This window comes from Arthrobacter glycogeni (assembly GCF_054511155.1).
This window is the reverse complement of record NZ_JBTNDE010000016.1, coordinates 33627-59729: the sequence shown is the minus strand read 5'-3', so window position 1 is coordinate 59729 and position 26103 is coordinate 33627. Positions and strand designations below refer to the sequence as shown.

The 26103-nt window shown below is 65.0% G+C and carries 26 protein-coding genes and 1 pseudogene; 16 read left to right on the top strand and 11 right to left on the bottom strand.

Annotated elements, in window-relative coordinates; all coding sequences use genetic code 11:
• Nucleotides 1-137 precede the first annotated feature (137 nt).
• Together ACX80O_RS12055 and ACX80O_RS12050 are read left to right on the top strand one after the other, a co-directional pair.
• Entirely contained in the window at nucleotides 138-1583 is a 1446-nt protein-coding gene (locus ACX80O_RS12055; protein ID WP_459333594.1) for a PucR family transcriptional regulator, read from the top strand.
• A 98-nt stretch (nucleotides 1584-1681) separates the two neighbouring features.
• Complete coding sequence (locus tag ACX80O_RS12050; RefSeq protein ID WP_459308104.1) at nucleotides 1682-2269, top strand: DUF1349 domain-containing protein; 588 nt, start codon at nucleotides 1682-1684, stop codon at nucleotides 2267-2269.
• 53 nt (nucleotides 2270-2322) lie between these two features.
• Here ACX80O_RS12050 and ACX80O_RS12045 read toward each other — a convergent pair whose 3' ends face one another.
• From ACX80O_RS12045 to ACX80O_RS12035, 3 genes are read right to left on the bottom strand one after another with little or no spacing between them, the layout of a single operon-like run.
• A complete protein-coding gene (locus tag ACX80O_RS12045; RefSeq protein WP_459333593.1) occupies nucleotides 2323-3057 on the bottom strand; it encodes an SRPBCC family protein in 735 nt (244 codons plus the stop codon).
• Nucleotides 3012-3314, bottom strand: a complete 303-nt coding sequence (locus ACX80O_RS12040) for a Clp protease N-terminal domain-containing protein (protein ID WP_459333592.1) — start codon at nucleotides 3312-3314, stop codon at nucleotides 3012-3014. The genes ACX80O_RS12045 and ACX80O_RS12040 overlap by 46 nt, the downstream gene beginning before the upstream one ends.
• A complete protein-coding gene (locus ACX80O_RS12035) occupies nucleotides 3311-3553 on the bottom strand; it encodes a hypothetical protein (RefSeq protein WP_459333591.1) in 243 nt (80 codons plus the stop codon). The genes ACX80O_RS12040 and ACX80O_RS12035 overlap by 4 nt, the downstream gene beginning before the upstream one ends.
• A 255-nt stretch (nucleotides 3554-3808) precedes the next feature.
• Here ACX80O_RS12035 and ACX80O_RS12030 point away from each other — a divergent pair, with 255 nt between their 5' ends.
• Genes ACX80O_RS12030 through ACX80O_RS12020 form a run of 3 tightly spaced genes read left to right on the top strand, consistent with a single transcriptional unit; the run spans nucleotide 3809 to nucleotide 6149 of the window.
• Nucleotides 3809-4798, top strand: a complete 990-nt coding sequence (locus tag ACX80O_RS12030; protein WP_459333590.1) for a hypothetical protein — start codon at nucleotides 3809-3811, stop codon at nucleotides 4796-4798.
• Entirely contained in the window at nucleotides 4771-5454 is a 684-nt protein-coding gene (locus ACX80O_RS12025) for a class F sortase (RefSeq protein ID WP_459308099.1), read from the top strand. Before ACX80O_RS12030 ends, ACX80O_RS12025 begins: the two co-directional genes overlap by 28 nt.
• 5 nt (nucleotides 5455-5459) lie before the next feature.
• Nucleotides 5460-6149: a 4'-phosphopantetheinyl transferase family protein gene (locus ACX80O_RS12020; protein WP_459333589.1), complete on the top strand. Its 690-nt coding sequence runs from the start codon at nucleotides 5460-5462 to the stop codon at nucleotides 6147-6149.
• 44 nt (nucleotides 6150-6193) lie between these two features.
• On the opposite strand, the gene ACX80O_RS12015 is transcribed toward ACX80O_RS12020, so the two are convergent.
• Entirely contained in the window at nucleotides 6194-6553 is a 360-nt protein-coding gene (locus ACX80O_RS12015; RefSeq protein WP_459333588.1) for a TraR/DksA family transcriptional regulator, read from the bottom strand.
• Between the two features lie 350 nt (nucleotides 6554-6903).
• On the opposite strand from ACX80O_RS12015, the gene ACX80O_RS12010 reads away from it, so the two are divergent.
• Both ACX80O_RS12010 and ACX80O_RS12005 read left to right on the top strand, forming a co-directional pair.
• Complete coding sequence (locus ACX80O_RS12010; protein WP_459333587.1) at nucleotides 6904-7587, top strand: GAF and ANTAR domain-containing protein; 684 nt, start codon at nucleotides 6904-6906, stop codon at nucleotides 7585-7587.
• A 17-nt stretch (nucleotides 7588-7604) separates the two neighbouring features.
• A complete protein-coding gene (locus tag ACX80O_RS12005) occupies nucleotides 7605-8318 on the top strand; it encodes a GAF domain-containing protein (protein WP_459333586.1) in 714 nt (237 codons plus the stop codon).
• Between the two features lie 473 nt (nucleotides 8319-8791).
• Here ACX80O_RS12005 and ACX80O_RS12000 read toward each other — a convergent pair whose 3' ends face one another.
• Nucleotides 8792-9739, bottom strand: coding sequence for an alpha/beta hydrolase fold domain-containing protein (locus ACX80O_RS12000; protein WP_459333585.1), 948 nt, complete (start codon nucleotides 9737-9739; stop codon nucleotides 8792-8794).
• 71 nt (nucleotides 9740-9810) lie between these two features.
• On the opposite strand from ACX80O_RS12000, the gene ACX80O_RS11995 reads away from it, so the two are divergent.
• From ACX80O_RS11995 to ACX80O_RS11980, 4 genes are all read left to right on the top strand, one after another.
• A complete protein-coding gene (locus tag ACX80O_RS11995; protein WP_459308093.1) occupies nucleotides 9811-10443 on the top strand; it encodes a putative glycolipid-binding domain-containing protein in 633 nt (210 codons plus the stop codon).
• 111 nt (nucleotides 10444-10554) lie between these two features.
• The gene (locus ACX80O_RS11990; RefSeq protein WP_459308092.1) at nucleotides 10555-11196 is read left to right on the top strand and encodes a trimeric intracellular cation channel family protein; all 642 of its coding nucleotides are present in this window, start codon (nucleotides 10555-10557) and stop codon (nucleotides 11194-11196) included.
• A gap of 60 nt (nucleotides 11197-11256) precedes the next feature.
• Complete coding sequence (locus tag ACX80O_RS11985) at nucleotides 11257-11685, top strand: hypothetical protein (RefSeq protein WP_459308091.1); 429 nt, start codon at nucleotides 11257-11259, stop codon at nucleotides 11683-11685.
• Between the two features lie 71 nt (nucleotides 11686-11756).
• Nucleotides 11757-12152, top strand: a complete 396-nt coding sequence (locus ACX80O_RS11980) for an HIT family protein (RefSeq protein WP_459308090.1) — start codon at nucleotides 11757-11759, stop codon at nucleotides 12150-12152.
• 121 nt (nucleotides 12153-12273) lie between these two features.
• Here ACX80O_RS11980 and ACX80O_RS11975 read toward each other — a convergent pair whose 3' ends face one another.
• The 4 genes from ACX80O_RS11975 to ACX80O_RS11960 all read right to left on the bottom strand — a co-directional run bounded on the left by ACX80O_RS11975 (nucleotide 12274) and on the right by ACX80O_RS11960 (nucleotide 16528).
• Complete coding sequence (locus tag ACX80O_RS11975; RefSeq protein ID WP_459333584.1) at nucleotides 12274-13098, bottom strand: endonuclease domain-containing protein; 825 nt, start codon at nucleotides 13096-13098, stop codon at nucleotides 12274-12276.
• Between the two features lie 247 nt (nucleotides 13099-13345).
• The gene (locus ACX80O_RS11970; protein ID WP_459333583.1) at nucleotides 13346-14449 is read right to left on the bottom strand and encodes a polyprenyl synthetase family protein; all 1104 of its coding nucleotides are present in this window, start codon (nucleotides 14447-14449) and stop codon (nucleotides 13346-13348) included.
• 9 nt (nucleotides 14450-14458) lie between these two features.
• On the bottom strand, nucleotides 14459-15775 hold the full coding sequence (locus ACX80O_RS11965) for a geranylgeranyl reductase family protein (RefSeq protein WP_459333582.1): 1317 nt from the start codon (nucleotides 15773-15775) through the stop codon (nucleotides 14459-14461).
• Nucleotides 15776-16528: a demethylmenaquinone methyltransferase gene (locus tag ACX80O_RS11960; RefSeq protein ID WP_459308086.1), complete on the bottom strand. Its 753-nt coding sequence runs from the start codon at nucleotides 16526-16528 to the stop codon at nucleotides 15776-15778.
• 89 nt (nucleotides 16529-16617) lie between these two features.
• Between ACX80O_RS11960 and ACX80O_RS11955 the strand changes: the two genes are divergently transcribed.
• The 5 genes and pseudogenes from ACX80O_RS11955 to ACX80O_RS11935 all read left to right on the top strand — a co-directional run.
• Nucleotides 16618-17958 carry an isochorismate synthase gene (locus ACX80O_RS11955; protein WP_459308085.1) on the top strand — a complete coding sequence of 447 codons (1341 nt, stop codon included), beginning with the start codon at nucleotides 16618-16620 and terminating at the stop codon, nucleotides 17956-17958.
• 130 nt (nucleotides 17959-18088) lie between these two features.
• On the top strand, nucleotides 18089-18883 hold the full coding sequence (locus ACX80O_RS11950) for a transporter substrate-binding domain-containing protein (protein WP_459333581.1): 795 nt from the start codon (nucleotides 18089-18091) through the stop codon (nucleotides 18881-18883).
• A gap of 86 nt (nucleotides 18884-18969) precedes the next feature.
• Nucleotides 18970-19755 (top strand): amino acid ABC transporter permease, encoded by a 786-nt coding sequence (locus ACX80O_RS11945; protein WP_459308083.1) that lies wholly within the window; start codon nucleotides 18970-18972, stop codon nucleotides 19753-19755.
• Nucleotides 19752-20516: an amino acid ABC transporter ATP-binding protein gene (locus tag ACX80O_RS11940; RefSeq protein WP_459308082.1), complete on the top strand. Its 765-nt coding sequence runs from the start codon at nucleotides 19752-19754 to the stop codon at nucleotides 20514-20516. Before ACX80O_RS11945 ends, ACX80O_RS11940 begins: the two co-directional genes overlap by 4 nt.
• 61 nt (nucleotides 20517-20577) lie before the next feature.
• Nucleotides 20578-21189: pseudogene (locus ACX80O_RS11935) on the top strand (M15 family metallopeptidase); the annotation flags it as partial.
• A gap of 846 nt (nucleotides 21190-22035) precedes the next feature.
• Here the strand turns inward: ACX80O_RS11935 and menD are convergent.
• Nucleotides 22036-23721 carry a 2-succinyl-5-enolpyruvyl-6-hydroxy-3-cyclohexene-1-carboxylic-acid synthase gene (menD, locus tag ACX80O_RS11930; RefSeq protein ID WP_459333580.1) on the bottom strand — a complete coding sequence of 562 codons (1686 nt, stop codon included), beginning with the start codon at nucleotides 23719-23721 and terminating at the stop codon, nucleotides 22036-22038.
• A 105-nt stretch (nucleotides 23722-23826) separates the two neighbouring features.
• Complete coding sequence (locus ACX80O_RS11925) at nucleotides 23827-25989, bottom strand: PhoX family protein (RefSeq protein ID WP_459308080.1); 2163 nt, start codon at nucleotides 25987-25989, stop codon at nucleotides 23827-23829.
• Between the last annotated feature and the right edge of the window lie 114 nt (nucleotides 25990-26103).

Genomic DNA, 26103 nt, shown 5'->3' with positions numbered 1-26103 from the left:
AGCGCTGCGGATCCGTCGCAGTGTAAATCCATTGCCGACCCTACGCCCACTAACATTCCTTGGCCTAGGGTGATCCGCACAACAACCTCCGCCAACCGTAATGCAACCGCACAGTGCACCGGTTCTATAGTTGGGGGATGGCCCTCACCCTCCCCACCCTCCTCACGGCCGCCGGTCTCGGACTTCAGCCGGTGGGGTCCGCCAACGCCCCTGCCATTCCGATTCAGTGGGTCGCGGTCACCGAACTTGAGGATCCTCTCCCGTTCCTCAGCGGCGGAGAGGTGGTGTTGACCACCGGTCTGCGGCAGAAAACGACGACGGCGCAACGCGCTTTCGTCCGTCGCGTCCACGAATCCGGGGCGTTGGGAATCGGCTTCGGCACTGGCCTGGGGCATCGACAGGTTCCGGCCGCGCTGGTCGACGAAGCCGACGCCCTGGGACTTCCCGTTTTTCGTGTGCCCTATGAGACGCCGTTCATCGCCATCGGGAAGATCGTCGCCGATTCCCTCTCAGCCGACCATTATTCGCGGCTCGAGAGCCTCCTGAAGGGCCATCAGATCCTAGCGTCGGCGCTCCTCGGCGAGGGTGGTCTCCCCCAGTTGCTCCGCGAACTCGCCGCCATGCTCGGCACCGACGTCGTGCTATCCCAGTACGGGGCCCAGCTCTTCACCACCGTCCCGGCCCAGGTCCCGGGCGGGCGACCGGGTAAAACAGGATTGGCCGACCAGCACTGGCACCGCCTGCCGGTTGCCACTGGCCTGAAGGACCGCTGCACCCTGGCCATTGCCGAACCGTACACCCCCGAGCCCATCGTGGCGTACGCGCAAAGCTTGATCAGCGTCGAGTTGAGCAACCAGGCCCGACGACGAGCGAGCGAACGGGCGGTGGCGGGTCAGCTTTTCCAGGACGTGGTGCGAGGCACCCTCGCGGGGCCCGACGCCGTCGCACGCCTTGGTGGCGCAGGTATCGACACCACGCTACGCCAGGTGGTGATGATCATCGAGGTAGCGTCGGGGCAGCGCCGGGCGCTGCGGACCCTGCCGACACCCCTCGGATTCGAACCGGGTCTCACTGCGCTGGTGGACGAGCGCCTGGTCATCGCCGTGCCGGAGGGCGACGGCGCCGCACTGAGCCGGCAGATGGGCGACTACCTTCATGGCGCCGGGCTGACCGCCAAGGTGGGCTTCGGCGGCGCGTATGCGCAGGCCAGCGGATTCCGATGGAGCTACTTCGAGGCGCGTGAATCGTTGAGCCGGGGACTATCGGTCAACACCCCCGACCGGCTGAGCCTGACCTCCCTGCTCATGGCGAGCGAAGACGTGCCGCTCGCCGATCTTGCTGCTGAGGCGCTGGACCCGGTGGCCGCGTTCGACCAGCGCCACCACGCCGAGTTGATGGTAACGCTTGAGCGATATCTGGCGCTGAACGGGTCGGTGGCTGCTGTGGCGGAGGCCCTGCAACTTCATCGGAACACCGTGCGGTACCGTCTGCAGCAGATCCAGGACCTGAGCGGTTACGACCCCGGCATCACCGCCGACCGCGTCCATTTGTACCTCGCCCTGAATGTGAGGGGACTGCGGTAGCCAGCTGGACTGTGCTGATGCCTCAGCACAGCGAGTGCTTCGGGTACCCCGCGCACAGCCCTACACCTCGAGCAATGTCAACGGAAAGGCAACGAGCAATGACCAATATCGCGTGGACCGAGGGTTCGTGGACGACACCGCCCGCCCACGAAGAAATCAGGGACGACGGACTACATGTCACCGCCCACGAAGACAGTGACGCGTGGCGGGTCACCGCCTACGGGTTCATCCACGACACCGAGCATGCACTGCTGACGCCGTTCAACCAGAACACGGCCGTCGAGGTGTCATTCCACCTCAGCTTCTCCGCCCAGTTCGATCAGGCGGGGGTGTTTATCCGGGTGGACGACACCACCTGGATCAAGACGGGCATCGAGTGGAGCGACGGCGAGGCAAGCCTTGGCGCGGTCGTCACGCGCGACGTTTCTGACTGGTCGCTGTCGCCTGTCCCCGAGTGGGACGGCCGGCTGGTGACCATCCGAGCCAGCCGCTCCGGGGACGCCCTCACAATCCGGGCAAAGGTCGACGACGGACCGTGGCGGCTGGTGCGCGTTGCGCCTCTGGACCCTGACGCCGTCGTGACGGCAGGGCCGTTCTGCTGTGCCCCCTCCAGAGACGATCTGACGGTGCATTTCACTGCCTGGCACACCACTGCCGCGGACGCCAGCCTGCACCCCGGTTCGTAGCGCCGTCGGTTGAGGGCGCGCCATGCCACCTCGGTGCGACTCCGGCATCTGCTCTAGCGGAAAACCCGGCTGATACCGGCCCCGATCTGGACGATTGTCAGCCAGGTGAGAAAGTGCTGCAGCGGACGCAGGGGCTTGGCGACGATGCTCCGCCAACCGTTGCTCCGTGTCCACGAACCCGTCAGGTGCAGTTGTGTCCCACCGGGGGTTGATCTCAGGGAGATAGTCAGGACATTGGTGTTGCTCCGCAGTGGATCAGGGTAGCTGAAGCGCCAGCCAATGCGAGCGGGCGGGTGTGTCGCTACCAATTCCATCTGGCGCCGTCGGTATTTCGCCTTGATCCGGAGCGGCTTGCCGTCGGGTTTCCGGCTAACCGGGAGGGCAGCCCAGATGGTCGTCGGGGGTGCGGCCTGTTGATGTACCTCGCCAGCTTCAACCGATCCCACGCCGGGGTTCCATTCGGGCATCCGCAGAGGGTCCGACAAGAGCGCCCACACGTCGTCGATGGGCGCCGGGATGAAGGCGGCAACCTGGCACGTCAACATATCGGAGATGCGTGGGTGTTTGTCATGCGAGGCTGTCGGCGGGCGTTCCCCGGCGAGGGCGGTCGTAATTTCGCTGATCGAACTTCCCAGTCGGTTGAGGAGGTCGTGAATCAGCCCGCTTGGCTCGGCAAGCAATTCCTGCAGCACCGCAGACGCATCGCCAACGTTTTTGCCAGCCCCGGCCCGTTCAATAACCTTCAGCGCGCGCGCCGCCCACTCGTACCCGCGCGTCTCGTGGAACACGATCCGCCCCGGATCGGACCGATCTGCCGTGACACACTGCGTAATTGATCAGAGTGCATGGCGTCGACGGCCGACCGCGCCCCGTCCAGGGTGATCCCCGCTTTGCGTAGCGCCCTGCCCGCCGCTTGATCGTTGATTACCAGAGCGAGGAACAGGTGTTCAAGGTCCGCGTTGCGCAGCCCGCGGCGTGAGGCCTCTTCCATGGCTGCCAACGAAAGCGTCTGCACCGACGCAGCAGCGGAGATGAATGAGGTCATAGTTTCCTCCGTGGAATAGGAATGGCCGGATCAACACGTCTTCCATATTTTTCGTGGACCGCCTGCCGGGTTACGCCGAGCGCATCAGCAATCTCACTCCAACTCAGATCGGGGCGAAGTGCAGCCTCGACCTGCCGCAATTCAAGCGCATCAGCCAGCGCCCGGAGGGAAACGATCGCTCGTAGCCCAGCCCGCGGATCCTCAGAGCGCGCCGCTGTTACCAGCTGGTCGTTGTCCATACAAGCAACCTACGTTGCCTATTTGGGGTGAGCAAACCTCATGACTACATGAATGGCCCCGAGTCTCGCCGCAAAAACGGAAGCGGAGCCGGATTTCTGCTACGGAACTGAAACTTTCCCAAAAAGTGCTGGTATTCCACGATTTGGCGTGATCAAATTACGTCAGCCGAAAAGCAACCGCACCTGCGACGCGCGTCCGGCGGATGCCGCTCAAGGGGGACTTGGGGGCCTACCTCAAGGAAAAGACGTGGTTTCATGACGCACCGTAATCGCCTGCTGACTTTCGGCACCTGCACAGCACTTATGGCCGGTTCGGCTTTCCTCTCCGCAGCGCCCGCCGCAGCGCAAACCAACCCGACAACCTGTGTCTCGGTGCAGGTAGCGCTTGGGAGTGCCTTGGACTCGGCGTCAGTGGATATCGAACTGGCCTACCAGCTCAAAGCAGCCATCGCCGCCATCGAAGCCGCCGGTCTAGCCTTCTCTGAGGCTTTGGAGGCCGCCGATCTGGCTGCCGCCGAGGAATACGCAGCGTTCGATGAGGCCATCCAGGCCTACGAGGCGGCCGCAATGGCCGTCGAAGGGACCCAGGCAGCTCTCGATGCGGCGCAGACGGTCAAAATTCTCGCCGACGATCGGGTCGAAGCAGCCGAGCTGGCACTGGCAGCGGTGGTCGATGGCGACGACGCCGGTCGGGTCGCAGCCGAAGCGGAACTAGCCGCGGCGCTGGTCGCCCAGGCGGATGTAACAACCGCACTGACCGTCCGGCAGACGGAACGCGATGCGGCACCGGCAGCGCTTGCCGCGGCTGACGCCATCCTGATGGAAGCTCAAATAGCGTTGGACGCCGTCCTCTATACCGAGGCAGTGAGCACCGCCGAGGATAACTACTTCTCCGCCGTTGAGGCCGCTGAAGCGACCCTTGCGGCTCTGGGAGGTACAGGCACCAGCATTGAAGAGGTACAGACGCTGGTCGACGCCGTGGTCACGGCCTGCGCAGCACCGGGCGGCGACGACGGAGCCGGGCCATCTGTTGCGGCGCCGGTTGTCGTTGTCACACCAAGTGCGCCAACGGCACCGGCACCGGCCGCCGTCGCCGTGACCAAACGGGGTCTGAACGTGCAGACCGCAGCCGGTGACACTGCCGGAGCAAGGGATGATTCCCTAGCCCTCGGGGGCGCGGCAGGAGGGGCACTACTGCTCCTCTCCGGTGCCGCCGTGTGGCTACGGCGATCTGCCAGGGGCTGACGATGGCTGGCTGGCGGCGCCCCGCTACCCGGTGGACGGGCTTGGCGCTGTCGGCTGCCCTGATCATGGGTGCCGCGCCGGTTGTCGGCGCGGCACCCCCGGCAGCTGATTCGGGACGCCAGGTCCACGCTGCCGGGTTCATGCCAACCCCCGCGGCACTCGCCGCGTCGCCCGCACCGGTACCAACCACTGCTCCCGCCCCGGAACCAGGGGCGTCCGCGCCAGGTTGGCTGACCGTGGACGCAGCCGACATTGACATGCAGATTTTGCCGCTGACCCCGTCCGCGGCGGATCTGTCCTCCCAGTCGATCGTGCCGCCGTTGACAGTTGACGCGTATTGGTTGACTTCCTTCGGAACGCCTGGTCTTGCGTCGGAAGACACCACCTACATCACCGGCCATAGCTGGGAGGGCCGCGACGCCCCCTTCAACCGGCTGAGCACCGAGGCTGAGGTGGGCGATTCGATTGTGCTCACCACCGAGACCGGTGTCCTCGACTACGTCATCGATTCGGTGACCACCCACGACAAGAACACCCTGAAGGACAGCGAGATCTGGGACATCGTGCCCAACCGACTGGTGCTGATCAGCTGCTACACCGAGGATATTTGGGGCAAAAACGTGGTCATCACGGCAAGCCCTGCGGGGGACGCCTAAAAGCTGTGGCGGTTCAGTACATTGCGGAGACCGCGTTGAGCGTTGCCCGGGCGCTCGAGCCGCTGGGAGGGCTCGACCGGTTCCTGCCGGCTTCGGTCCGGGCTACGGCCGGTCACCATCAACATGAACAGGACCGGGTGACCTACCGTGCGGCGCACGCAGTGTTTCGCCTCCTGGCAGCTCGGGTCCTCGGCGGCACCCCGTCCCAGGCCGCCGAACTGCACGTGACACGCTCCTGCCGGGCCTGCGGCTCGGATCTGCACGGCAAACCGGCAATTGGCGGAGTGGAGCTGAGCCTGTCCCGTTCCGCTGAGGCCATCTTGATTGCTTCAGCACCGGCGGGGCGCCCCATCGGTGGGGATATCGAGCGCATCCCCGACGTCCTCTTCGACGGCTTCGACGCGTACACCCTCTCTGCCCTGGAGCGGGATCAATTCCGGCCCGACGACGCCGGCTCCCGGCTCCGACTGTGGGTCGCCAAAGAGGCTGTGCTCAAGGCGGTTGGGCATGGACTCACCGTCGAACCTCACACGCTCACCATCTCGGGGAACTCCTGTCTAGGTCTACCGGAAGCGCAGGACCTGCGCCTGACGTGGTTTACAGGCCCTACCGGGCTTGCCGGGTACGCTGCCGCACTCGCCGCACCCGCTGGCCAGGACCCATCCCGGCTTGCGCTAGCCGACGTGCTCGGTTGAACTGGGTTGCCGAAACTCATCCGAACCATGATTTTTTCGAACCGTCACCGCCCGGACGCGTGAACAATGCAATACGGTGTCCACGGCCTGGCCTCGAGGCGTCCGGCAGCGATCGCCTGGCCGCAGATAGCGCACACGCCGAAGCTCTCGCCGTCGAGCCGCTCCAGAGCAGCCCGGATCTCCTCTGACCGGTGCCTGGCGTCCCGGGCGAGAACCGCCACCTGCGAGAGCTCGGAGGCGATCGTGGTGCCCTCCGGGTCATGTTCGTCGTCGACGTTTGAATTATCCCGGGCAGCGGTCACCGATCGGCTATCAGCATCCAACGCAGCGAGGCTCGCACGGGTTCGGGCAAGCTCGGCGTGCAGCAGCGGGCGATAGCGTTCGAACCTAGTCTCAGGTGCCATTTAGCTATGCTAAGGGTGCCTCAGCTACCGGCGTTCTCCGGCGACTGGGTAGGTGAAGCGTTCGGCAGCCAATCCCCCGGTTCAGGTAGCTGATCACCATGGTCCCCGTGTAGAGGATGCCTCTGGTGGTGCGGGAGGCCAGCACCCAGGCATCTCGGACACCACTTAGAGAATAGGTGCCGTCCACCGGGCCGGCTGGGAAATGGCGGAGGCGCTGGAAAATCGGAAGCCCTGTATCTTCGGTGGGCGGATCGACTATCGTAGGATCATAGGCATCCCGCCCCGCGGGTTCGCCGTTGGGCTTGAGGATCGCCCAGCCATACGGCAGGAGCGGCAGAGATGTCAGGGGAATGATGGTTGAGCGGTCTCCTTCCACAACAATTGGTGATGGCGCTAATCTTTGCACCCCATATCTGCAGGAACTGCCGGTCACCGGTGCAGCGATTTCAGTCTTCGGCGGTTCCGTTCAGGAAACCGTCTGCTGCAGTGACGATCTGGCCCACCAGCTCGATGAGCTGCAATTCGAGCTCGGGGAGGGCCCGCGTTGGGAAGCTACGGCGAGCCGCCTGCCGGTCTTGATTCCTGATGTCACCGAAGACTGGCATACCCGCTGGCCCGTCTTCGGCAACGCGGTGCAAGCCACTGAGGTCAGGGCTATCTTTGTCTTTCCCCTCATTCTGGGCGCCATCGATATTGGGGTTGTCGAGCTGTACCGCACCCGCCCAGGGGATCTGAGCAGCGCCAACCAGACCGCGGCGTCGGTCCTTACCGATAGAACTTCCTGGATCCTGCTACGCCGGATGCTGTCCCGGGAGCCCGGTCACAACGAGTCGTTCGGCGGGAACGACGGGTCGTCGCTCTCCCGGCGGGAGATCCATCAGGCCACCGGGATGGTGCTGGCCCAGGCGAACATCGACGCCACCGATGCCCTCCTACTGCTGCGTGGCTACGCTTTTTCGGAGGGACTTCCCCTCACCGCGGTAGCCACGTCAGTTGTTGAACGCAGGCTGGACTTCACGCCGAACTCGGAATAGCGGAGTAAACTTATTCCATGGTGACTTCGACCCGGGCTGAGCGCGTGTGCGCTGCTTTCGTAAAGATCGCTGACACGTTGGTCGACGACTACGACGTTCTTGATCTTCTGCATGCTCTGGTCGAGGAATCGATTGAGATCCTCGACGCGACGGCGGCCGGGCTGTTGCTCGTCGACCAGTATGGCGAACTTCAGGTATTGGCGTCCACCCGCGAGGAGAGTCAACTGGTGGAGGTGCTGCAGCGCGAAGCCGGCGCTGGCCCCTGCGTGGAGTGCTTCCAGACCGGAGGTGTGGTCACCGTGGACGACATCGCCGATCTGGGAGACCGTTGGCCGCAATTCAAGCAGGCGGCCCTGTCCCAGGGATTCCGTTCGGTACATGCCATCCCTCTTCGCATTAGGGGCAGGACTATCGGCGCTCTCAACCTCTTTGGGGTGGTACCGGGAGCCATTTCCAGCGAAGATGCCGCGATCGGCCAGGCACTCGCCGATGTAGCAACGATCAGTATTTTGCAGGAGCGCGCAATCCGCGAGGCAGAAGTGGTCAACGATCAGCTTCAGCGCGCCCTGACCAGCCGCATTCTGATTGAGCAGGCGAAGGGCGTGGTGGCTCAGCTGAGCAACGTCGATATGCACGAGTCGTTTACCCGGATCCGCAATCATGCCAGGCGGAACCACGTCACCCTGCATGAGACTGCGGCGCGGATTGTCGATCGGTCGCTGTCGCTGTAACTGATGAGTCGCTGTAACTGGCGACACCGCTGACCTAAAGTACCTCACGAACTGAAGTGCGCTGCCAGCCGACCCGGTGGCTGGGGGGAATACCGGGTCGGCTGACAACGCAAGTTGTCAGGTTGCCGTCAGTGAGTCGATGTACCTAACCGACTTACTGACCGCGGTTTAGCTGCCATATGATCTCCTTCTAAGTGTCGTGTGACTGTCTCAGAACTCATTACTCATATACCTCCCCGAATACCGACGATCTTGAGGATTAGCTGCGCTGCCCCAGCTTGTGAGCTGGAACCGCCCGAATGAGGAACCCTCCACAGGGCTGGGAATCTCATCGTCGCGAGACATTGAAAGGAAAATGCCCCTACCGGATACATCCGCGGAATGTTTCTTACTCGACACGGTGCCGGGGTCTGGGGCAGTACCTTCAGCATAGTCGCTCCTGATGGCGCCGTCTACGGCTGGGCTGGTCTATTTCACCGGGGCAATAGTCCACCGACGGTCGCCCGAATATTCCTGAACACGGCACGCGATTCGGGCAGCCACGGGAGCCCCACGAAGACATGGAAGGCACCCGGATACCGGTGGAAGGCGAGGTCGCCGCCGTCGCTCATCAGACGATCGAAGGCAACGGCATCCGCCATGCAAATGTCCCAACTCCCCTGATAGAGCGACACCGGCGGAAGGCCGACCAGTGCTGCCGGAGTGGCGAAGACCGGGCTCAGCAACGGTTCCCGGGGGTCCTCTCCCCCGGACCACCAGATACCTGCCTCAACTGCGCCGGGGACGGCCAGCATCGGGTCCACCCGATCGTAATGGGGGATGTCCGGGTTGGTACCGGTGATGTCCAACCAGGGTGAGAAGAGGATCAACCGTCCGGGCCGCGGCAGATCGAGGGCGGCAAAATACAGCGCCTGGCCCACCGCCAGCCCGCCACCCGCGGAATCGCCGGCCAGGACGACGTCGGCCGCGTCGGTGGTGCCGAGCACCATCTGATAAACAGCCGCGAGGTAGTCATACGCTTCCCTAAAGGTGTGTTCGGGAGCCAACCGGTAGAGCGGCACTGTCACTGTTGCCCCGGTGGCTTTGACCAGCGCGGCGATGATCCACCAATGGGGGCGGGCCAGTTCGTTGATGTAGGTTCCGCCGTGCGTGTAGATGATGTGCTGCCTTGACGCCCCGGATCGCGGACGCAGGGTGAGCGTGCGGACGCCGTCGACCTCCCGATCCTCGACGGTGCATCGCCGCCGCAGCGATCGCGTCACCGGTGCGGGTCCGGGATAGCTGCGCTGCATGTATTGCCCTCGCATCCACTCGGGCGACGAGTAATGCCGCTTGGTCGGTGTCAGGCGGAGCGCCGCGCTGACCAGTCGCATCGGGGCACTGGCTGGTGGTTCCGCGGCCGGGCGGAGAGTCGAAGTCATGGGCTTAACAGTGCCATGGACTCGTGCCTCAGGGTCTGGCGTCAGTGCGCGGCGCTCCCTAAGGTAGGAGGATGGCAAACCCATCGCACACCAGCCTCCAGCACAGCTGGCAGGGCTCGGACGATCCCGGCCGTCTCGACACGGCGACGATCAATCTTGAAACCAACCGACTCACTGCCCACGGCACGTCGAGGACAGCTGACTACGCTGTCAGTTGGGCACTTGCGACGGCGTCGGGCTGGGTGACCCAGCGGCTCACCGTGACCGTCCACGGGCAGGGCTGGAGCCGCCATCTCGAGCTGATGAGATCGGACGATGGCGTCTGGTCCAGTGAAACCCTCAGCGCCGGGGACACCGACCTGCCCGAGCCCGGGATCTCCGACCCCGAGGGGCTGGCGGGAGCCCTCGATTGCGATCTCGGGCTGTGCCCGGTGACCAACACGATGCCAATCCTTCGACTTAACCTTGTCTCCGGCGACGGCGCACCGGTCGGCGAGACAGAACTGACCATGGCCCGGGTTGAAGTGCCGAGCCTGCGGGTAGTGCCCAGCACCCCGGTCTACAGCCACGTGCGGGCTGCCCGGTCGGACAGTCCCGCCCTGATGCTGTACAACTCCGGAAACGGTGGATTCGCTGCCGAGCTGACCATCGACCAGGACGGGGTGGTGCTCGACTATCCGGGACTCGCACGGCGGATCAGCTAGGGCCCACCGGGCGAGCATCCCCCGGCAGCCAGCACTGGGTAAACTCATGCTGGCCGGGAATGCCTCCCGCGCAGACCCAAAACCCAAGCAGCCCGGACGACGAGGATCCCCATGACCAACACGGTGGACGTTGCCCTGCTGATCGACCTACTCGGGGTCTTTTTCTTCGCCGTTTCCGGATCCCTGCTGGCGGCCCGCAAAGGGTTCGACCTCGTGGGATCCCTACTGCTGGCCTCCCTGGCCGGACTGGGCGGCGGAGTGGCACGCGACCTGATCATCGATACCGTTCCGGCGGCGTTCTCGAATCCTGCCTACCTGATTCCACCGGTGCTTGCGACCCTGCTCGTGTACTTTTTGTTCTCCGGTGTGGAGCGGGCGAGCAACTTGCTAGTCCTTTTCGATGCCGCGGGCCTGGGCCTGTTCTGCATCACCGGCACGGTGAAAGCCCTGGAGTTTGGCCTTCACCCGGTGGCGGGCATCCTGCTGGGCGTGACCACGGCGGTGGGTGGCGGGCTGCTGCGCGATGTGGTGGCCAACGAGGTGCCCCAGCTCTTCGACCCCCGGGACATCTACGCGCTTCCCGCAATGCTCGGGGCCGGGTTGACCACGCTGCTCGTCAGTACCGGCTGGTTCAACGTGGTGACGGGCGCCGTCGTCGCTGCTCTGGTGTTCATCCTGCGGGTGCTCGCCTGGCGCTTCAGCTGGCGCGCACCGCTGGCAGTCCTGGGCTGGAAGCGGCCCGGGCCGTCGTAGCCCGACCCGCGGCGGGGGCTAGGATGGGTATATCCCCCAACCCCACCCCTGGAGTTCAAATTGACTGAGCTATTCCTGGACAAATTTCGTGCCCTGGTTCCGGCGTACTTCGATGACCAGTGGTCGGCGGAAGATGGCCTGTCGATGGAAGAACTCCAGGACCTGATGGACGGTCGGGACTTTGACCTCCCACTCGCGCTGCGCGACTTCTACCTCGCCGTCGGCGCTGTCGAGGACATTATGGAGGCCTACCACTTTTTCTGGGATCCCGACGAGCTGACCGTCGAAGACGGCCACCTGCTCTTCCTTGAGGACGAAGAGGAAAAGTACACCTGGGGAATCCGCGTGGACCAACTGGATGTCCCCGATCCCATCATCTGGCGTCGCAACAATGCACGGGGCACATGGAAGAGCGAAGAGGGCACGTTCAGTGAATACGTCCTCGACATGTTCGAGTGGGTGTTCGAAGAAGACACGGACGAGGATTGACCGGCTGGGTGGGGCACGCGCCGGACGGTTACCTGTGCCCCTTCTGTGACCTCGCCTCCGGGGACTTTCGGGTGCCCAGTAACCTTTGCCGCCCCGGAGATGTCGTGTACGCGGACGACCTGGTGCTGGCCTTCATCGCCTCCCACGGCTTCGACCCGCACCCCGGCCACGTACTAGTCACCCCTCGGGCCCACTTCGAGCTGTTGTATGAACTGCCCGACGACGTCGCCGCCCGCATCATGACCGTCACCCGCGACATGGCGGTAGCCATCAAACGGGCGTGGTCACCGGACGGCATTTCCACCCGCCAGCACAACGAACCGGCCGGCAGCCAGCACGTCTGGCACTATCACCAGCATGTTCTCCCCCGCTGGCACGATGACGGCTTCTACTTCACCCCAAAGCGGCCCATCGTGGATCCGGCCGAGCGGGCCCGGAAGGCGGCCGAGCTCCGCGCGGTCCTATAGCCACACCGGCTGTTGCCCGTGCAGGTTTGCTCAGGTTTCAGGCCCTCCCTTGCGCGCCGTTGCCTGACACGCCGGCAAACGGCCCGTTCCTGGATCAGTACCTGGGCAAACCTGCATGCCATCAGCGGATTGCGCGACCGGCCAGAACCTGTCGGATCTCCCTGAGCACGTCGTCCGGGTGAAACATGACGTCCTCGTAGATGTAGCGCAGCACCAAATACCCGCCCACGATCGTCGAGTTGTTCCGGTGGAGATCCCGCCTGAGTGCTCGCCGGTCAGAATGGTAGGCGGCACCGTCCACTTCGATCACCAGAAAACCTTCCAGCAGGAAATCCACCCTACCGACGCCGGCCAGTGGCACCTGCGTTTCAACGTGGAACCCGGCCTCAACGAACAGGAACCGGGCCACCACTTCAAGCGGAGATTCGGCCGCACAGCTGACCTTGGCCAAGGTCGCGCGGGCCCTGGAATTGCGGTCACCCGGCAACCGGTCCAGCAGGAAGCTGCGGATAGTGTCACCCCTGCGCAGGGAACACTCGACCATGACGGCCGCCTCCAACGGCGGGAGGCAACGAAGGGCATGGACCAGCACATCAACGACCCCCAGCAGCGGCTCCCGCGGATGGACTGGAACGGTACGCTGCCGATGATTGGTGAACCCGGTACCGCGCCCATGGCTGCAGCTCAGGTGGAGTCGAGCCGCCGGTCTCAGGAGCCACAGGTTGTAGGCTGTCGCCGCCGACAGGCAGGTCAGCCGACCGTCGTTGAGCACTGCGGTGACGTAATCCGGCCGGGCATCGGGCAGCGCAATGACACCAGCGCGCGGCCGGATCATCTCGCCAACCGCCACGTGGCGCTCAATCTGACGGCGGCTCACCCCACGGCCCACGATCTCGCGGGTCCTGGCAACCGACCCAAGACTACGGAGGGTATTGATAGCATCCATCGATCCAGTGCAGCCCCTCTGGACCGACACCTCGGTTGCGTGCGGAGGTTATGTGGACGAGCGCAGCGCAAGGCCGACTGTGGAGGCGAAGTCGGGTCGGGCTATCGGCCGAGGCACGCAAGTTTGCTCAGGTACTGGCCGTCAAGGCGCGTGTCGGCAGTCGACTCGCCGTCGGGCCCGGGATTGGGGACCGACAACCTGGGCAGGCGTGCACACGCGGGGGACAAACACCGCGAGCGGGATCGAACTAGACGTCCCGGGTCACCACCGCCTGGGCAAAGGCCGTGAGCGCCTGCTTGACGGTGCTCTCCGGGAGCGGCTCCAGAGCTGCGACGGCGTCGTCGGCCCACTGCTGAGCGACGGCCCAGGCGTCCTGCGTTGACGGGTGGGTGCTGACGGCGGCAACCGCGTCAGCCAGCGCCTCGTCCGAGGTGAGGTCACCATCAACCAGGTCCAGCACTGCGACGGCGGAGGCGTCGCCGGCGGCCGCGGCCCGCCGGATCAAGAGAATCGGCAGGGTCGGCACGCCTTCGCGGAGGTCGGTGCCGGGCGACTTGCCGGAGGTGACTTTGACGCCGGTGACGTCGATGACGTCGTCGGCAAGTTGGAAGGCCACTCCCACCTTCTCACCGTAGGAGAGCATCACGTCGATCGCCGACTGAGGGGCCTGCCCGAACAACGCACCGAGTTGCCCCGACGCGGCGACCAGCGAGCCGGTCTTGTCGGCGATGACTGACAGGTAGTGCTCCACGGGATCTTCATCCTCGCGGGGTCCCACCGTCTCATGCAGCTGGCCCAGGCAAAGCCGTTCGAAGGTCCGTGCCTGGATGCCGAGCGCGCGACCGCCCAGTTCCGACACCAGAATCGATGCACGGGCGAAGATCAGGTCCCCGGTCAGGATGGCGACCGAGTTGCCCCACACCTCATGAGCCGTCGGGGCACCGCGGCGGTACGGCGCGGAGTCCATGACGTCGTCGTGATAGAGCGTGGCCAAGTGGGTCAGTTCGACGACGACGGCGGCCTGCACCACCTCGGGACGACTGGAGTCGCCGAGGTGCGAGGCGAGAATCGTCAACAACGGCCGGATCCGTTTGCCGCCAGCTTCCACCAGGTGACGGCTGGTGGCGTCGGCGAGGGGGTCCGAGCTGGCGATGGCTTCCCGCAACTGCTTCTCCACCTTGGCCAGGCAGGTGGAGACCGCCGGACCCAGCTCGGGATCCTCGGCGATCAGGGCGAACCCGGGAGGCAGCCGAAGGCCGGTGGCGATGGCACCGGTGGCCGTGTCGAGCTCGCCACTGTCGGAGCGCGGGTGCCCAGCGCTGGTCCAGCCGGGGTTAGCAGATTCTGTCACTGTCCAAGACTAACTAGTAGGGCGCGCGGAGCCGGCATGGGCCCGCGTGCGTGGATGGGATTGGTTGCTGACGGCTGGCACCAGCTGCTCCAGCAGGTGAATTACCCGATCCTCGAAGCCTTTGCCGCCGGTATCGGTCAGGTTGGCGAGCATCCGCACCACAAACCGCATCAGCACCGGGATGGGCATGCCGGTCCTGAGCGCGAGACGCAGGATCGCTGGCTTGCCGATCAGCTGAGCAAAGATGGTCCCGAGGGTGAAATGGCTGCCCCAGAGACCTCGCACGTGCGGGGCGTATCCGGCCAACACCTGATCGCGGCCCAGCGGTGAACTCACTTGCTCGGCGCTGACGATGAACTCGGCTGCGTACCGCGCCGACTCCATGGCGTAGGAAATGCCCTCCCCGTTAAACGGCGAGACCATCCCACCAGCGTCGCCGAGCAGCAGCATTCCCGGGCTGTAGTGCGGCGTCCGGTTGAACCCCATCGGCAGGGCGGCGCCGCGAATCTCGCCGACCTGCTGCTCCGGGACGAACCCCCATTCGGCAGGCATTCCGGCAGTCCAGTCGCGCAGGACCTGCTTGTAGTCGAGCTTGCCGAACTCGGCCGACGAATTCAGGATGCCCAGGCCCACGTTGGAGGTACCGTCCCCGACGCCGAAGACCCAGCCATAGCCGGGCAGCGGCTTCCCCGTCGCGTCGGGCAGTTCAAGCCAGCCCTCCATCCACGGATCCTCGTGGCGGGGGCTGGTGAAATACGTGCGTACCGCCACACCGAGCGGCCGGTCATCACGCTTGGCCAGGCCGAGGCTCACGGCGGTGCGGGTCGAGTTGCCGTCGGCGGCCAGGATGGTGTCGGCGTGAAACTGTCGGGTCTGACCCGTTTTACGCCCCGCCGGGTCGAGGATATTGACGACGACGCCGGTCACCCGGCCGGCGTCGTTGCGGATCGCCGAGCTGACCGAGTGGCCCTCCAGGATCACGGCGCCCGCCGCCCGCGCGTGTTCGGCGAGCTCCTCGTCAAACCCGAGGCGGGTGCGGACTAATCCGTAATCCGGGAAGTCGGTCAGATCCGGCCAGGGCACTTCAACGGTGCGGCCACCGGCTTTGAGCCGTAGCCCTACGTTGCGGCGCCACCCCGCCGACTCCTCGTGAGGCAATCCGAGCAGCTGGATTTCGCGGACTGCCCGGGGCGTAAACCCGTCACCACAGACCTTTTCCCGCGGGAAAATTGACTTTTCGACGACTGTGACGTCCACCCCGGCGCGCGCCAGGTAATAGGCGGCGGTGGAGCCGGCGGGGCCGGCCCCGACGATCAGTACCGACACTTAGTTGGCTGCCCGCGTGCTGCGGCGACGCAGACGGTCCTGGGCTGCATCTGCCACGTCAAGGGGCTTCGTGGCCCGGTGGACTGCCACGATGCCTCCGTTGAGGTTACGGTAAGCAACGTTCTCCCACCCCGCGTCGGAGAGCCAGCCGGCAAGCGAGTCCTGATCCGGCCAGGCTCGGATGGACTCGGCCAGATAGACGTAGGCGGTCGGGTTCGAACTGACCTTGGTCGCGATGGCTGGAAGTGCCCGCATCAGGTATTCGGTGTACATGGTGCGCCACAGCGGAACAGTGGGCTGAGAGAATTCGGCGATCACTAGTTTGCCGCCGGGCTTGGTCACCCGCAACATCTCCGCGAGGGCCCGCTGCGGGCGGTGCACGTTGCGCAGACCGAAGGAGATGGTCGACGCGTCGAAGGAGTTGTCGGCGAACGGAAGGTCAGTGGCGTCGCCGGCAATGAAGTCGATGTCCGGGCGGCGGCGCTTGCCGACCCGCAGCATGCCCAGGGAGAAGTCGCAGGCCACCACATACACACCATTGTCAGCGTAGGGCTCGCTGGAGGTGCCCGTTCCGGCCGCCAGATCGAGAACCTTTTCGCCTTTCACTGCGCCGACCGCATCCACCACAATGCGGCGCCAGCGGTGGGTCTGCCCGAGGGACAGGACGTCGTTGACGACATCGTATTTGGGCGCCACGTCGTCAAACATGGCGGCTACTTCTTCGGGACGCTTTTCCAGTGATGCACGGTTCACCCTTGTATTGTCTCAAACAATTCACTGGTCCCTAATCGGGCCGGGCGACCCGACCGACGCATCCCCGGGCAAGAGTAGGCTTGGAAGTCATGAGCACCCCGTCCACCATCGCGGCCGCGCCGCCCCTGACACCAGTGCGCGGCCTCCGCAGCATCACCATTCCCCGGGGACAGCTCGACGACACCACCGGGCTGCTCGACTATGTGGCACGGAATGACATTCACACCTGGGTCAGGCGCGGCGACGGCCTGGTTGCCTTCGGCGAAAGCGCCCGGTTCACCGCAATGGGCCCCAACCGGTTCACTGACGCCCAGGAGTGGTGGCGCACTCAGCTTCTGGCAGCCGACGCCGTCAACCCGCTGGCTGTTCCCGGCTCCGGCCTGGTAGCCTTCGGCTCGTTTGCCTTCTCCAAGACGTCCCGGCACCCGTCCCGGCTGATCGTGCCACGCGTGGTGGTCGGCTGCCGCGACGGCCACAGCTGGTTGACCTACATCACCGACGACGAGGATGCCGAGGTAAGCGCCGACGCCGCGGAGGCGGCCCTGGCCGGCTACCTTGACGAGACCGCCGTCGAACGGGACCCGAACCCGGCGGACCACCTTGCGCCGGGCATCCTCTCGGAGGAGCAATGGATGACGGCGGTGGAACAGGGAATCGAGCACATCCGGACCGGCGAGCTAAGCAAACTTGTGCTCGCCCGTGACGTGGTGGCTGAACTCGGTTCACCGGTGGCGACGGCGCAGGTACTGCGCGAACTGGCCGTCAGGTACTCGGACTGCTGGACGTACTCGGTGGACGGGCTGATCGGTTCAACACCGGAAATGCTGATCAAGGTGGAAAACTCGACGGCGCGGGCCAGGGTCCTCGCCGGTACGCTGGACCGCGCCAACGCCCCGGCCGACGACCCGGACTACGCCCAGCGGGTACTCGCCGGCTCCGAGAAGCAGTTGCACGAGCACCAGATTGCTATCGACTCCCTGACCCAGCAGCTCGAACCGTTCACCAGCACCATGACCTCGCACAGCGAGCCCTTCGTTCTGGAACTTCCCAACGTGTGGCATCTGGCCTCCGATGTGACGGCGCAGCTGGAACCGGGCGCCAGTGGCGATGTGCCGACGTCGTTGGCCCTGGTCGGTGCCCTGCATCCCACGGCGGCGGTCTGCGGGACCCCAACAACTGTGGCAGGGGGCCTGATCCGGGAACTTGAGCATCTGGAGCGCGGCCCCTACGCTGGCCCGGTCGGTTGGATGGACGCCCGCGGAAACGGCGAGTGGGGCATAGCGCTGCGCGGTGCGATGATCGAAAGCCCCACGCGGGTGCGGATGTACGCGGGGTGCGGGATCGTCGCCGGCTCGGATGCGCAGGCCGAGCTGGCGGAATCGTGGAGCAAGTTCAGACCCATGATCGAGGCGCTGGGCATCCGGCGGTAATGTCCGCCGGCCGTTGCGAGCAACTCTTCCTATTGGTTACCAATACGCAATGCCTGTAGCCTGTGATGCACATCTCTATGCAGCTAGAATTTGAAACGAAGTTTTCCCCGTCCACAAATGAGGTATTTGCATGTTCGTCAAGCGCTCGACAGTTCCCAAGACACTAGCCATCGCGGCCATCGGCGCGTTGGCGCTCAGCGCCTGCGGCGGTTCCGATGAGCCAGCCGCCGACGAATCAGGGCTCGGCCTCGTTGCCGAAGGCTCCCTGACCGTGTGCTCGGACATCCCCTACGCACCATTCGAATACGAAGAAGACGGCGAGTACGTCGGCTTCGACATGGACATCATGCGCGCCATCGCCACCGGAATGGACCTCGAACTCGAGGTAGTCGACGTTGGCTTCGACGGTCTCGCCAGCGGGGCTGTCCTCGCCTCCAATACTTGCGACGTGGGAGCCAGCGCCATCACCATCACCGAGGAACGTGCCGCGAACCTCTCGTTCTCCGAGCCGTACTACGACTCCCTGCAGTCACTGCTGGTCCCAGTCGATTCCGACGTCGCGTCCATCGATGACCTGGCAGGTATGCAGGTGGGCGTCCAGGCTGGCACCACCGGCGAGTCCTACACCCGCGAGAACGTTCCCACGGATACCGAGGTTATTGCCTTCCCGAGTGACGCCGAACTGTATGCGGCGCTGCAGGCCGGTAACGTCGCGGCCATCCTGCAGGACCTTCCGGTGAACCTCAGCCACACCGAGGACGGCACGTACACGATCGCCGAAGAATACGAGACCGATGAGCAGTACGGTTTCGCGATGACCAAGGAGGGCAGCGAGGATCTCCTGGCAGCCGTCAACGAGCAGCTCGCCGAGCTGCGGGACAACGGCGAGTACGACGAGATTTACGACACCTACTTCACCGAGTAGGAATTCTGGCCCGGAGCCCGCGTGGAACTCTTTGATTCCGCCGGGCTCCGGGACGTCGTGTCCTTGAGAAAAGATTGGCTCCCCACGTGAAACGCTCAACCCGCAGACGTCTGACCCGCGGCGCCCTGTACGCACTCTTCATCTTCGCCGTCGCTCTTGTCGTCTCGCTCGCCGACTGGAATGCGATCAGCACCTACTTCTTTGATCTGGACATTGCCGCTGAGGCTTTCCCGGACGTCATCCTGGTGGCAGCGAAAAACACCGTCCTGTACACGGCCATCGCGTTCGTCGGCGGGCTCATTCTGGGGCTGATCCTGGCACTGATGAAGCTCTCGCCGGTGCTGCCCTACCGCTGGGTGGCCACCGGTTTCATTGAGCTCTTCCGCGGCCTGCCCGCACTGCTGGTGATCTTCGGGTTTGCCTTCGCCGTGCCGATCGCGTTCGAATGGCGTCCGCCGGGCGGCAGCACCGGTGCGGGCCTGATCGGCCTGATCATCGTGTCCTCCGCCTACATTGCCGAGACCATTCGCGCCGGGATCCAGGCTGTGCCACCAGGTCAGGTGGAAGCCGCCCGATCCCTGGGCATGCGCCCCACCTGGGCCATGATCTCGGTGGTCCTGCCGCAGGCGTTCAGGATCATCACCCCACCGCTGACCAACGAGCTGGTCATCCTCATCAAGGACACCTCCCTGCTGTTCATTGTCGGGATGGCCCTGGCCGATCGGGAGCTGACCACGTTCGCTCGCGACCTGACCTCAGCGACCGCCAATGCAACCCCACTCGTGGTGGCCGGTCTGATGTATCTGATCATCACCTTGCCGCTCACCCAGTTGGTGGCCAAACTTGAACGACACAACAAGAGAGGGCGGTGAGCATTGTGACTGATGCAGCGCTCCGCACGGATGTGCCGGCCATTGAGGTCCGCAACCTGCACAAGAGCTTTGGCGACAATGAGGTCCTGAAGGGTATTGATTTCCATGTGGATCAGGGCGAGGTGGTCTGCGTCATTGGCCCGTCCGGTTCGGGCAAGTCGACTCTCCTGCGATGCGTTAACCGCTTGGAGGAGCCCACCAGCGGCACCATCCTGGTGGAGGGTATCGACATTACCGATGGCGAGACCGACCTGGATCGCGTGCGTACCCGTATCGGCATGGTGTTCCAGCAATTCAACCTGTTCCCCCACCTGAATGTGACCCGCAATCTGACGCTCGCTCAGCTCCGGGCGAAGAAACGCAAGAAGGCCGACGCCGAGGAAATCGCCAAGCGCAACCTCGCCAAGGTGGGTCTCGCCGAGAAGGCTACGGCCTTCCCTGCTCAGCTTTCCGGCGGCCAGCAGCAGCGTGTGGCGATCGCCCGGGCACTGTCGATGGACCCCGACATGATGTTGTTCGACGAGCCCACCAGCGCGCTCGACCCCGAGTTGGTGGGGGACGTGCTGGACGTGATGAAGCAGTTGGCCAAGGACGGCATGACCATGATGGTCGTCACCCACGAGATGGGCTTCGCCCGTGAGGTCGGTGACAGGGTGGTGTTCATGGACGGTGGAGTCGTTGTTGAACAGGGCACGCCCGCGGAGGTCCTCGGCAATCCGCAGCACGCTCGCACCAGGGAGTTCCTCTCCAAGGTCCTCTAGCGCCAGACCGGACCGCGTGGGACGATAAGTCCACCAGACCCTCCTACCTGCGGGAATCCTCATGTCCTCATCCACCCGGGCTGCGCACCTTCGCGCGCGTCTCGTCGGCGTCGTCGTCCTGTGCTGTGCGCTCCTGGGTGGAATGCTGTCGGTCCAGCCGGCGACCGCCGCCGTTCCCGTGAGCGACCCCAACAGTTATCACGTGTTCGTCACCAAATCCCGGCCGCTGAACCCGCTCAACTATGTTGCACCGGACCTCGTGTATCACCCGGGTACCAGCTATGTGCTGCGCCGCGCGGTCTCAGCGAACCTGCAGAACCTCTTCGCTGGAGCCCGAAATGCTGGCGCCCCATTGAGCGTGGTCAGCGCCTACCGGTCCTACGATGAGCAGGCCGCGCTCTACAGCAATTATGTGGCGCTGTACGGGCAGGCGGTAGCGGATACCCTGTCGGCACGGCCTGGCCACAGCGAGCACCAGACGGGACTCGCCGTCGACGTCGGCAACGCTGACGGATCGTGCGGTCTGGGGTCCTGCTTCGGGAACACCGCTGGCGGCCGGTGGGTAGCGATGAACGCGTACAAGTACGGGTTCATCGTTCGGTACCCGGACGGCTATCAGTCGACGACCGGGTACACCTACGAGCCGTGGCACTTGCGCTACGTCGGTCGGCCGTTGGCCACCGAGATGAAGACCCGTGGCATCCCGACGCTCGAGCACTATTTCAACGGGGCCAACCCCGCCATCAAAAGTGCAAGCGGTCTCACCGCCGTCGACTCGTCAGGTGTGTTGTGGACGTACCCGCCCACCTGGTCCGGCGGACTCCTCAAGCGGGCCCGGGTGGGCAGCGGGTGGGGCGGGCTGAAGGCCGGCTTCGCTACTGACTGGAACGCGGACGGCGTCCAGGATGTCCTCGCACAGTGGCGCGATGGCAGGCTGACCCTGTACCGCGGACTGCGCGCTGGCGGGTTCCAGGCGCCCATCACGATCGGCAGCGGGTGGGGTGCCAACGAGATCACCGTCGGCACCTGGTGGCGTGGGAGCCGTTACCCCTCAGTGGTCACGAAGGACGGTGCCGGCCGGCTCTGGCACTACGCCAACAGCACCGGTGGTGCCTTGTCCTCGAAGGCGCGCGGGCAGATTGGCGCGGGCTGGCAGGATCTCAGGATCACGCTGGCCGATTTCGACCGGGACGGCAACCAGGACGTCCTGGCAACCAGAGCCAGCGGAGAACTGGTGCTCTACCGGTCGAACGGTAAGGCACGGTTTATCGCCGAGAACCAGCGGACCATCGGTTCCGGCTGGCAAAACATTGACGGCGCCCGAGTCGTTTCGGGCTTTCAGGGGCCGGGTTCCTACGGGTTGACGGGGCGGACCGGTTCCGGTGCCCTCAAGCATTACCCGATCACTCAGAGTGGCTGGGGCGGCTCCTTCACCATCGGCTCAGGATGGCAGGGGTACAAGATCTTCCGGTAGGGCTCGGCGATTTTCTTCAGCCGTCCTTCTTGTCCGCTGCCCACGTTACAGAACCCCCGCGATGCGTGCCCGGATTGCGGCGTGCAGAGCGCGCAGCCCCGACCGGTCGGCCCTAATCTCGACGACCGAGCGTCCCCGAATGGGCAGCGCCAACACAGCATCGAGGTCAGCCGCTGACGCGACCAGCTGATGCCTCACCCCGTAGCCACGGGCCAGCGCCCCAAGATCGGCAGTGTGAGGGGTGCCGAACAGCCGCTCGACGGCGACGCCGTGGCGGCCCACGTTTCCGTCCTCGCCGTGTTCCAGTAAACCGAAAATACCGCCCCCGGCGTCGTTGAGCACCACCACCTGCAGATCAGCCTCGTCCTCCCCAGGTCCCAGAAGCAGCCCCCCGGCGTCGTGCAGGAAGGTCAGATCCCCCACCAGAAGGCGCGTGGGAACCCCCGTCGCGAGGGCCACCCCGGAGGCGGTGGAGATGGTGCCGTCGATTCCCGCGAGGCCCCGGTTGGCGTAGACCTCCAACGGGTGCCAGCCTGGGGACGCCATCAAATCGGCGTCGCGAATGGGGTTCGAGGATCCCAGCACCAGGTTGCCGTCGGTGGCCTCCCAGACGGCGTCCGCCACCTGCAGCCCGTTCAGCGAGGTGGTCTCCGCGAGCAGTGAACGGAGTGCGGCGTCCGCATACGACCCGGCCTGCTGCCACCGTTCCAGCCAACCTGGCTCACCCCGGCCAGCGAACTGCAGCAGCTCCTGGAGGGACTCGATGATACGTTCCCGCCGCCGGCCCTCCGTGAACCAGGCCACCGGTCCCGGAAGGTAGAGCGCTTGTTCCACCTCCGGCCGGGCCAGCAACGCGGCGACCGGGCGGGAAAGGGTGGGCCGCCCGAAGACGACGACCCGTTCGACGTCGGACCCCAGATGCTCCAGAAGCAGCCGGTATTGAGCCACCGCGTTTGGGCCGAAGCGGGCGTTGGAGGAGGGCTCAGCGAGCAACGGAAGGTTGAGATGCTGGGCAAAAACCGCTGCCAGCTCTCCGGCGCCGTGGCCCGCGACGACGACGGTTCGCGCAGTGGTGGTGGGCGCTACGGTGGTGGGCGCTACTGCGGAGGGGGCAGCCAGGACCGTGGTCGTGGTTGCAGGTTCACCGCCGGGCTGCGCAATGTGTGCGGTGGCTGCGGCGGGATCGGGGACCAGTGGGTCGCGGAACGCGAGATTCAGCTGCACCGGACCCTGCGGACCAACGAGGGCCTTCGCGAGCGCTTCGGTGACGAACGGCGAAGGGTCGGCACCGGCCGGGACGTCGAGAGCACATCTGACGTGCGACCCAAAGAGACCCACCTGGTTGGTGGTCTGGTTGGCACCGCTCCCCCGCAACTCCTCGGGCCGGTCGGCGGACAACACCACCAGCGGCACAGCGGCGTGGTTGGCCTCCATCACCGCTGGCAGCAGTTCACCGACGGCGGTTCCCGACGTCGTCAGGACCGCGACGGGTCCCTGGACTCCCTGCGCCAGACCGAGTGCGGTGAACCCGCCGACCCGCTCATCGATGCGCACATGCAGCCGCACCGCTCCAACGCCTTCAGCTTCGGCCAGCGCGTACGCCATCGGGGCACTGCGTGATCCCGGGGCGACGACAACGTGACGGATGCCTGCTGCGGTCAGCGCGGCGACTGCCAGCCGGGCGGCGTCGATGGAGTTCAGCGGCTCATTCACGCCTCCATCCTCACACATTCCGGGCTGCCCCCGGCGCCCCGGACCCCGCCCGGCCGGGCAGGGTCTGGGGCTGGCCACCCCCGGATCGGAGGTCGCGTTCAGCGGAGGTGGCGAACAGTCGCCCTACGCTTTCGCTTCCCTGCCGCCGCGGTTGTCATCGTCGCGCGACTTTCCGCGGCCTCGGCCACGACCGCGGCGCTTGTTGTCGCCTGGAAACACCTGCACCACTGATGGTCGGGGCACTGCGGCATCTCCCCGGCGCGGTTCGCTGCCCTCGGCCACATAGTCGGGAAAGAGGGAGGTCTGGTTTCCCCAGACCCCGTCCTCGCCCGGATGTTGGACGGCGACGAAGACGTGACGGTCCTGGTCTTTGATGATCGGTCCGCACGTCTCGCCGTCCCGGGGCACCGCCAGGAACTGCTCTACCTTGCCGCGTTCCTCACCCTCAAGCGTGACCTGGAACAGGCCATCGCAGTACCCGATGGTACCGGGTTGTCCATCAGTGGAGATCCACAGGTTGCCCACCGAATCAAACGCCAGGTTGTCCGGGCACGAGATGGGCGACACCTTGTCCGCCGGGAAACCACTGAAGTAAACGGTGGGATCCTTGGCCGGGTCCCCGCAGACCATCAGGAGGTTCCAGGTGAACCGTGCTGACGTCTGGTCCCCGCCGTTCTCGGTAATTTCGACTACGTGGCCCGACCGGTTGGCGGTTCGCGGATTCGCCTCGTCGGCGGGTGAGTTGGCACCGACACCGCGATTCGTATTGTTCGTGCAGGCCACGTAAACCTTGCCGGTGCGTGGGTTGGGCTCGACGTCCTCCGCCCGATCCATCTTGGTGGGCCCCACCTTGTCAGCTGCCAGCCGGGTGTAGACGGCCACTTCTGCTGCGCTCATCCCCGACACGGCCGACTCGTTGTTGATAATCAGTGGCAGCCACTCTCCGACGCCGTCGAACGACCCGTCGGTCGGCACCCTGCCCGACCCGTCGATCTCCACCGTCGAATTGCCCTGGAACCGTGCCACATAGAGTGACCCTTCGGAGAGCAAAGACATGTTCTTCCGCCGGGCGGAGGGCGTGCCGGAGGTGTCCATCCGGTTCTTGGATACGAACTTATAGAGGTAGTCGAACCGCTCGTCGTCGCCGGAGTAGGCGACCACCCTGCCGTCACCGGCCACGATCACGTTGGCGCCCTCGTGCTTGAAGCGACCCAGCATCGAGTGCTTCTTCGGCGTCGACTTGCTATCGAAGGGGTCAACCTCAACGATGTAGCCGAAGCGGTTGGTTTCGTTCTGATACCCCGGGTTGCGGGTGTCCAACCGAGGCTCGTCAAGCTCCCAGCCGCGGGCTGTCGGCTTCGCGGTGAGCCCGTACCGGCGGTCCGAGGCGCTGGTTCCCGGGCTAACAAAGTACCCGTTGAAGTTCTCTTCCCCGGACAGGATGGTTCCCCAGGGTGTGGTGCCGCCAGCGCAATTGCCGAGGGTTCCGAGAATGGTGCGGCCCGCTGGGTCGTCGATGGTCTTGACCAGATCAGATCCGGCGGCGGGACCGGTCAGTTCATAGGGGGTGTCCAGCAGGAAGCGGCGGTTCAGCGGTGCGCCCTGCACATACTTCCAGGGCTTCGACGCATTCTTTCGTTCCAGCTCGACAACCGTCAGACCGTGAGCGGCGCGGCCGATGCCGCGCACCTCGGCGGCAGGCATCGTGGGTGGCACCATGATGGGCTCGTTGGTGTACTCGTGATTGACGAACATCACCGCCCGCCGCCTTTTACTTCCCGGCAGATCGAGGATGTCCGTGTAGTCGCAGTTGTAGCCGAACTGCAGTTCCTGCGCAGCCGCCGACTGGTTGAAGACGTCGAACTCGGGAGAGTTACGGAACAGTGGGTCGCCCCAGCGGATCACAGGCTGCCAGGCGAAGCCCTTCGGCACCGTAAAGTCATCGACCAGCGCATCCACCGGACGGATCGGCGTGAACTTGAGGTCGCTGCGGGGCCCGCGCCTTTGCACGGCGACGGCGGGCGCCAGTTGAGGACCGGCCGGGGCCAGTTGGGTGCCTGCCTGCCCACCGCCCACGATGAGAGCCAAGGCCCCTACGGTGCCGACGCCGAGGACGTTCCGTCGGGAAAACTCGGTTGAGACGATGTCCCGGAAGTAGCTGTTGTCTGTCGTGTTGCAGACCGCCGATGCACATGCGTTGTCGCACTTCAACGCGCAGGTGACGGCACTGCGCTTCCCGTTGGTGTGGCCAAGCATGGGCAGCAAACGCTTCTTTGTGTCACTCATGGTGGTGCCTTCCAGCAGTGGAACAGGGTGAGCGGGTTCCACTCTGCCAAGCTCAGGCAAACTCCGTGGGCCTCTGAGGTAACGAGCAGGTGAACTTCCTCCTCCGCTTGGCCG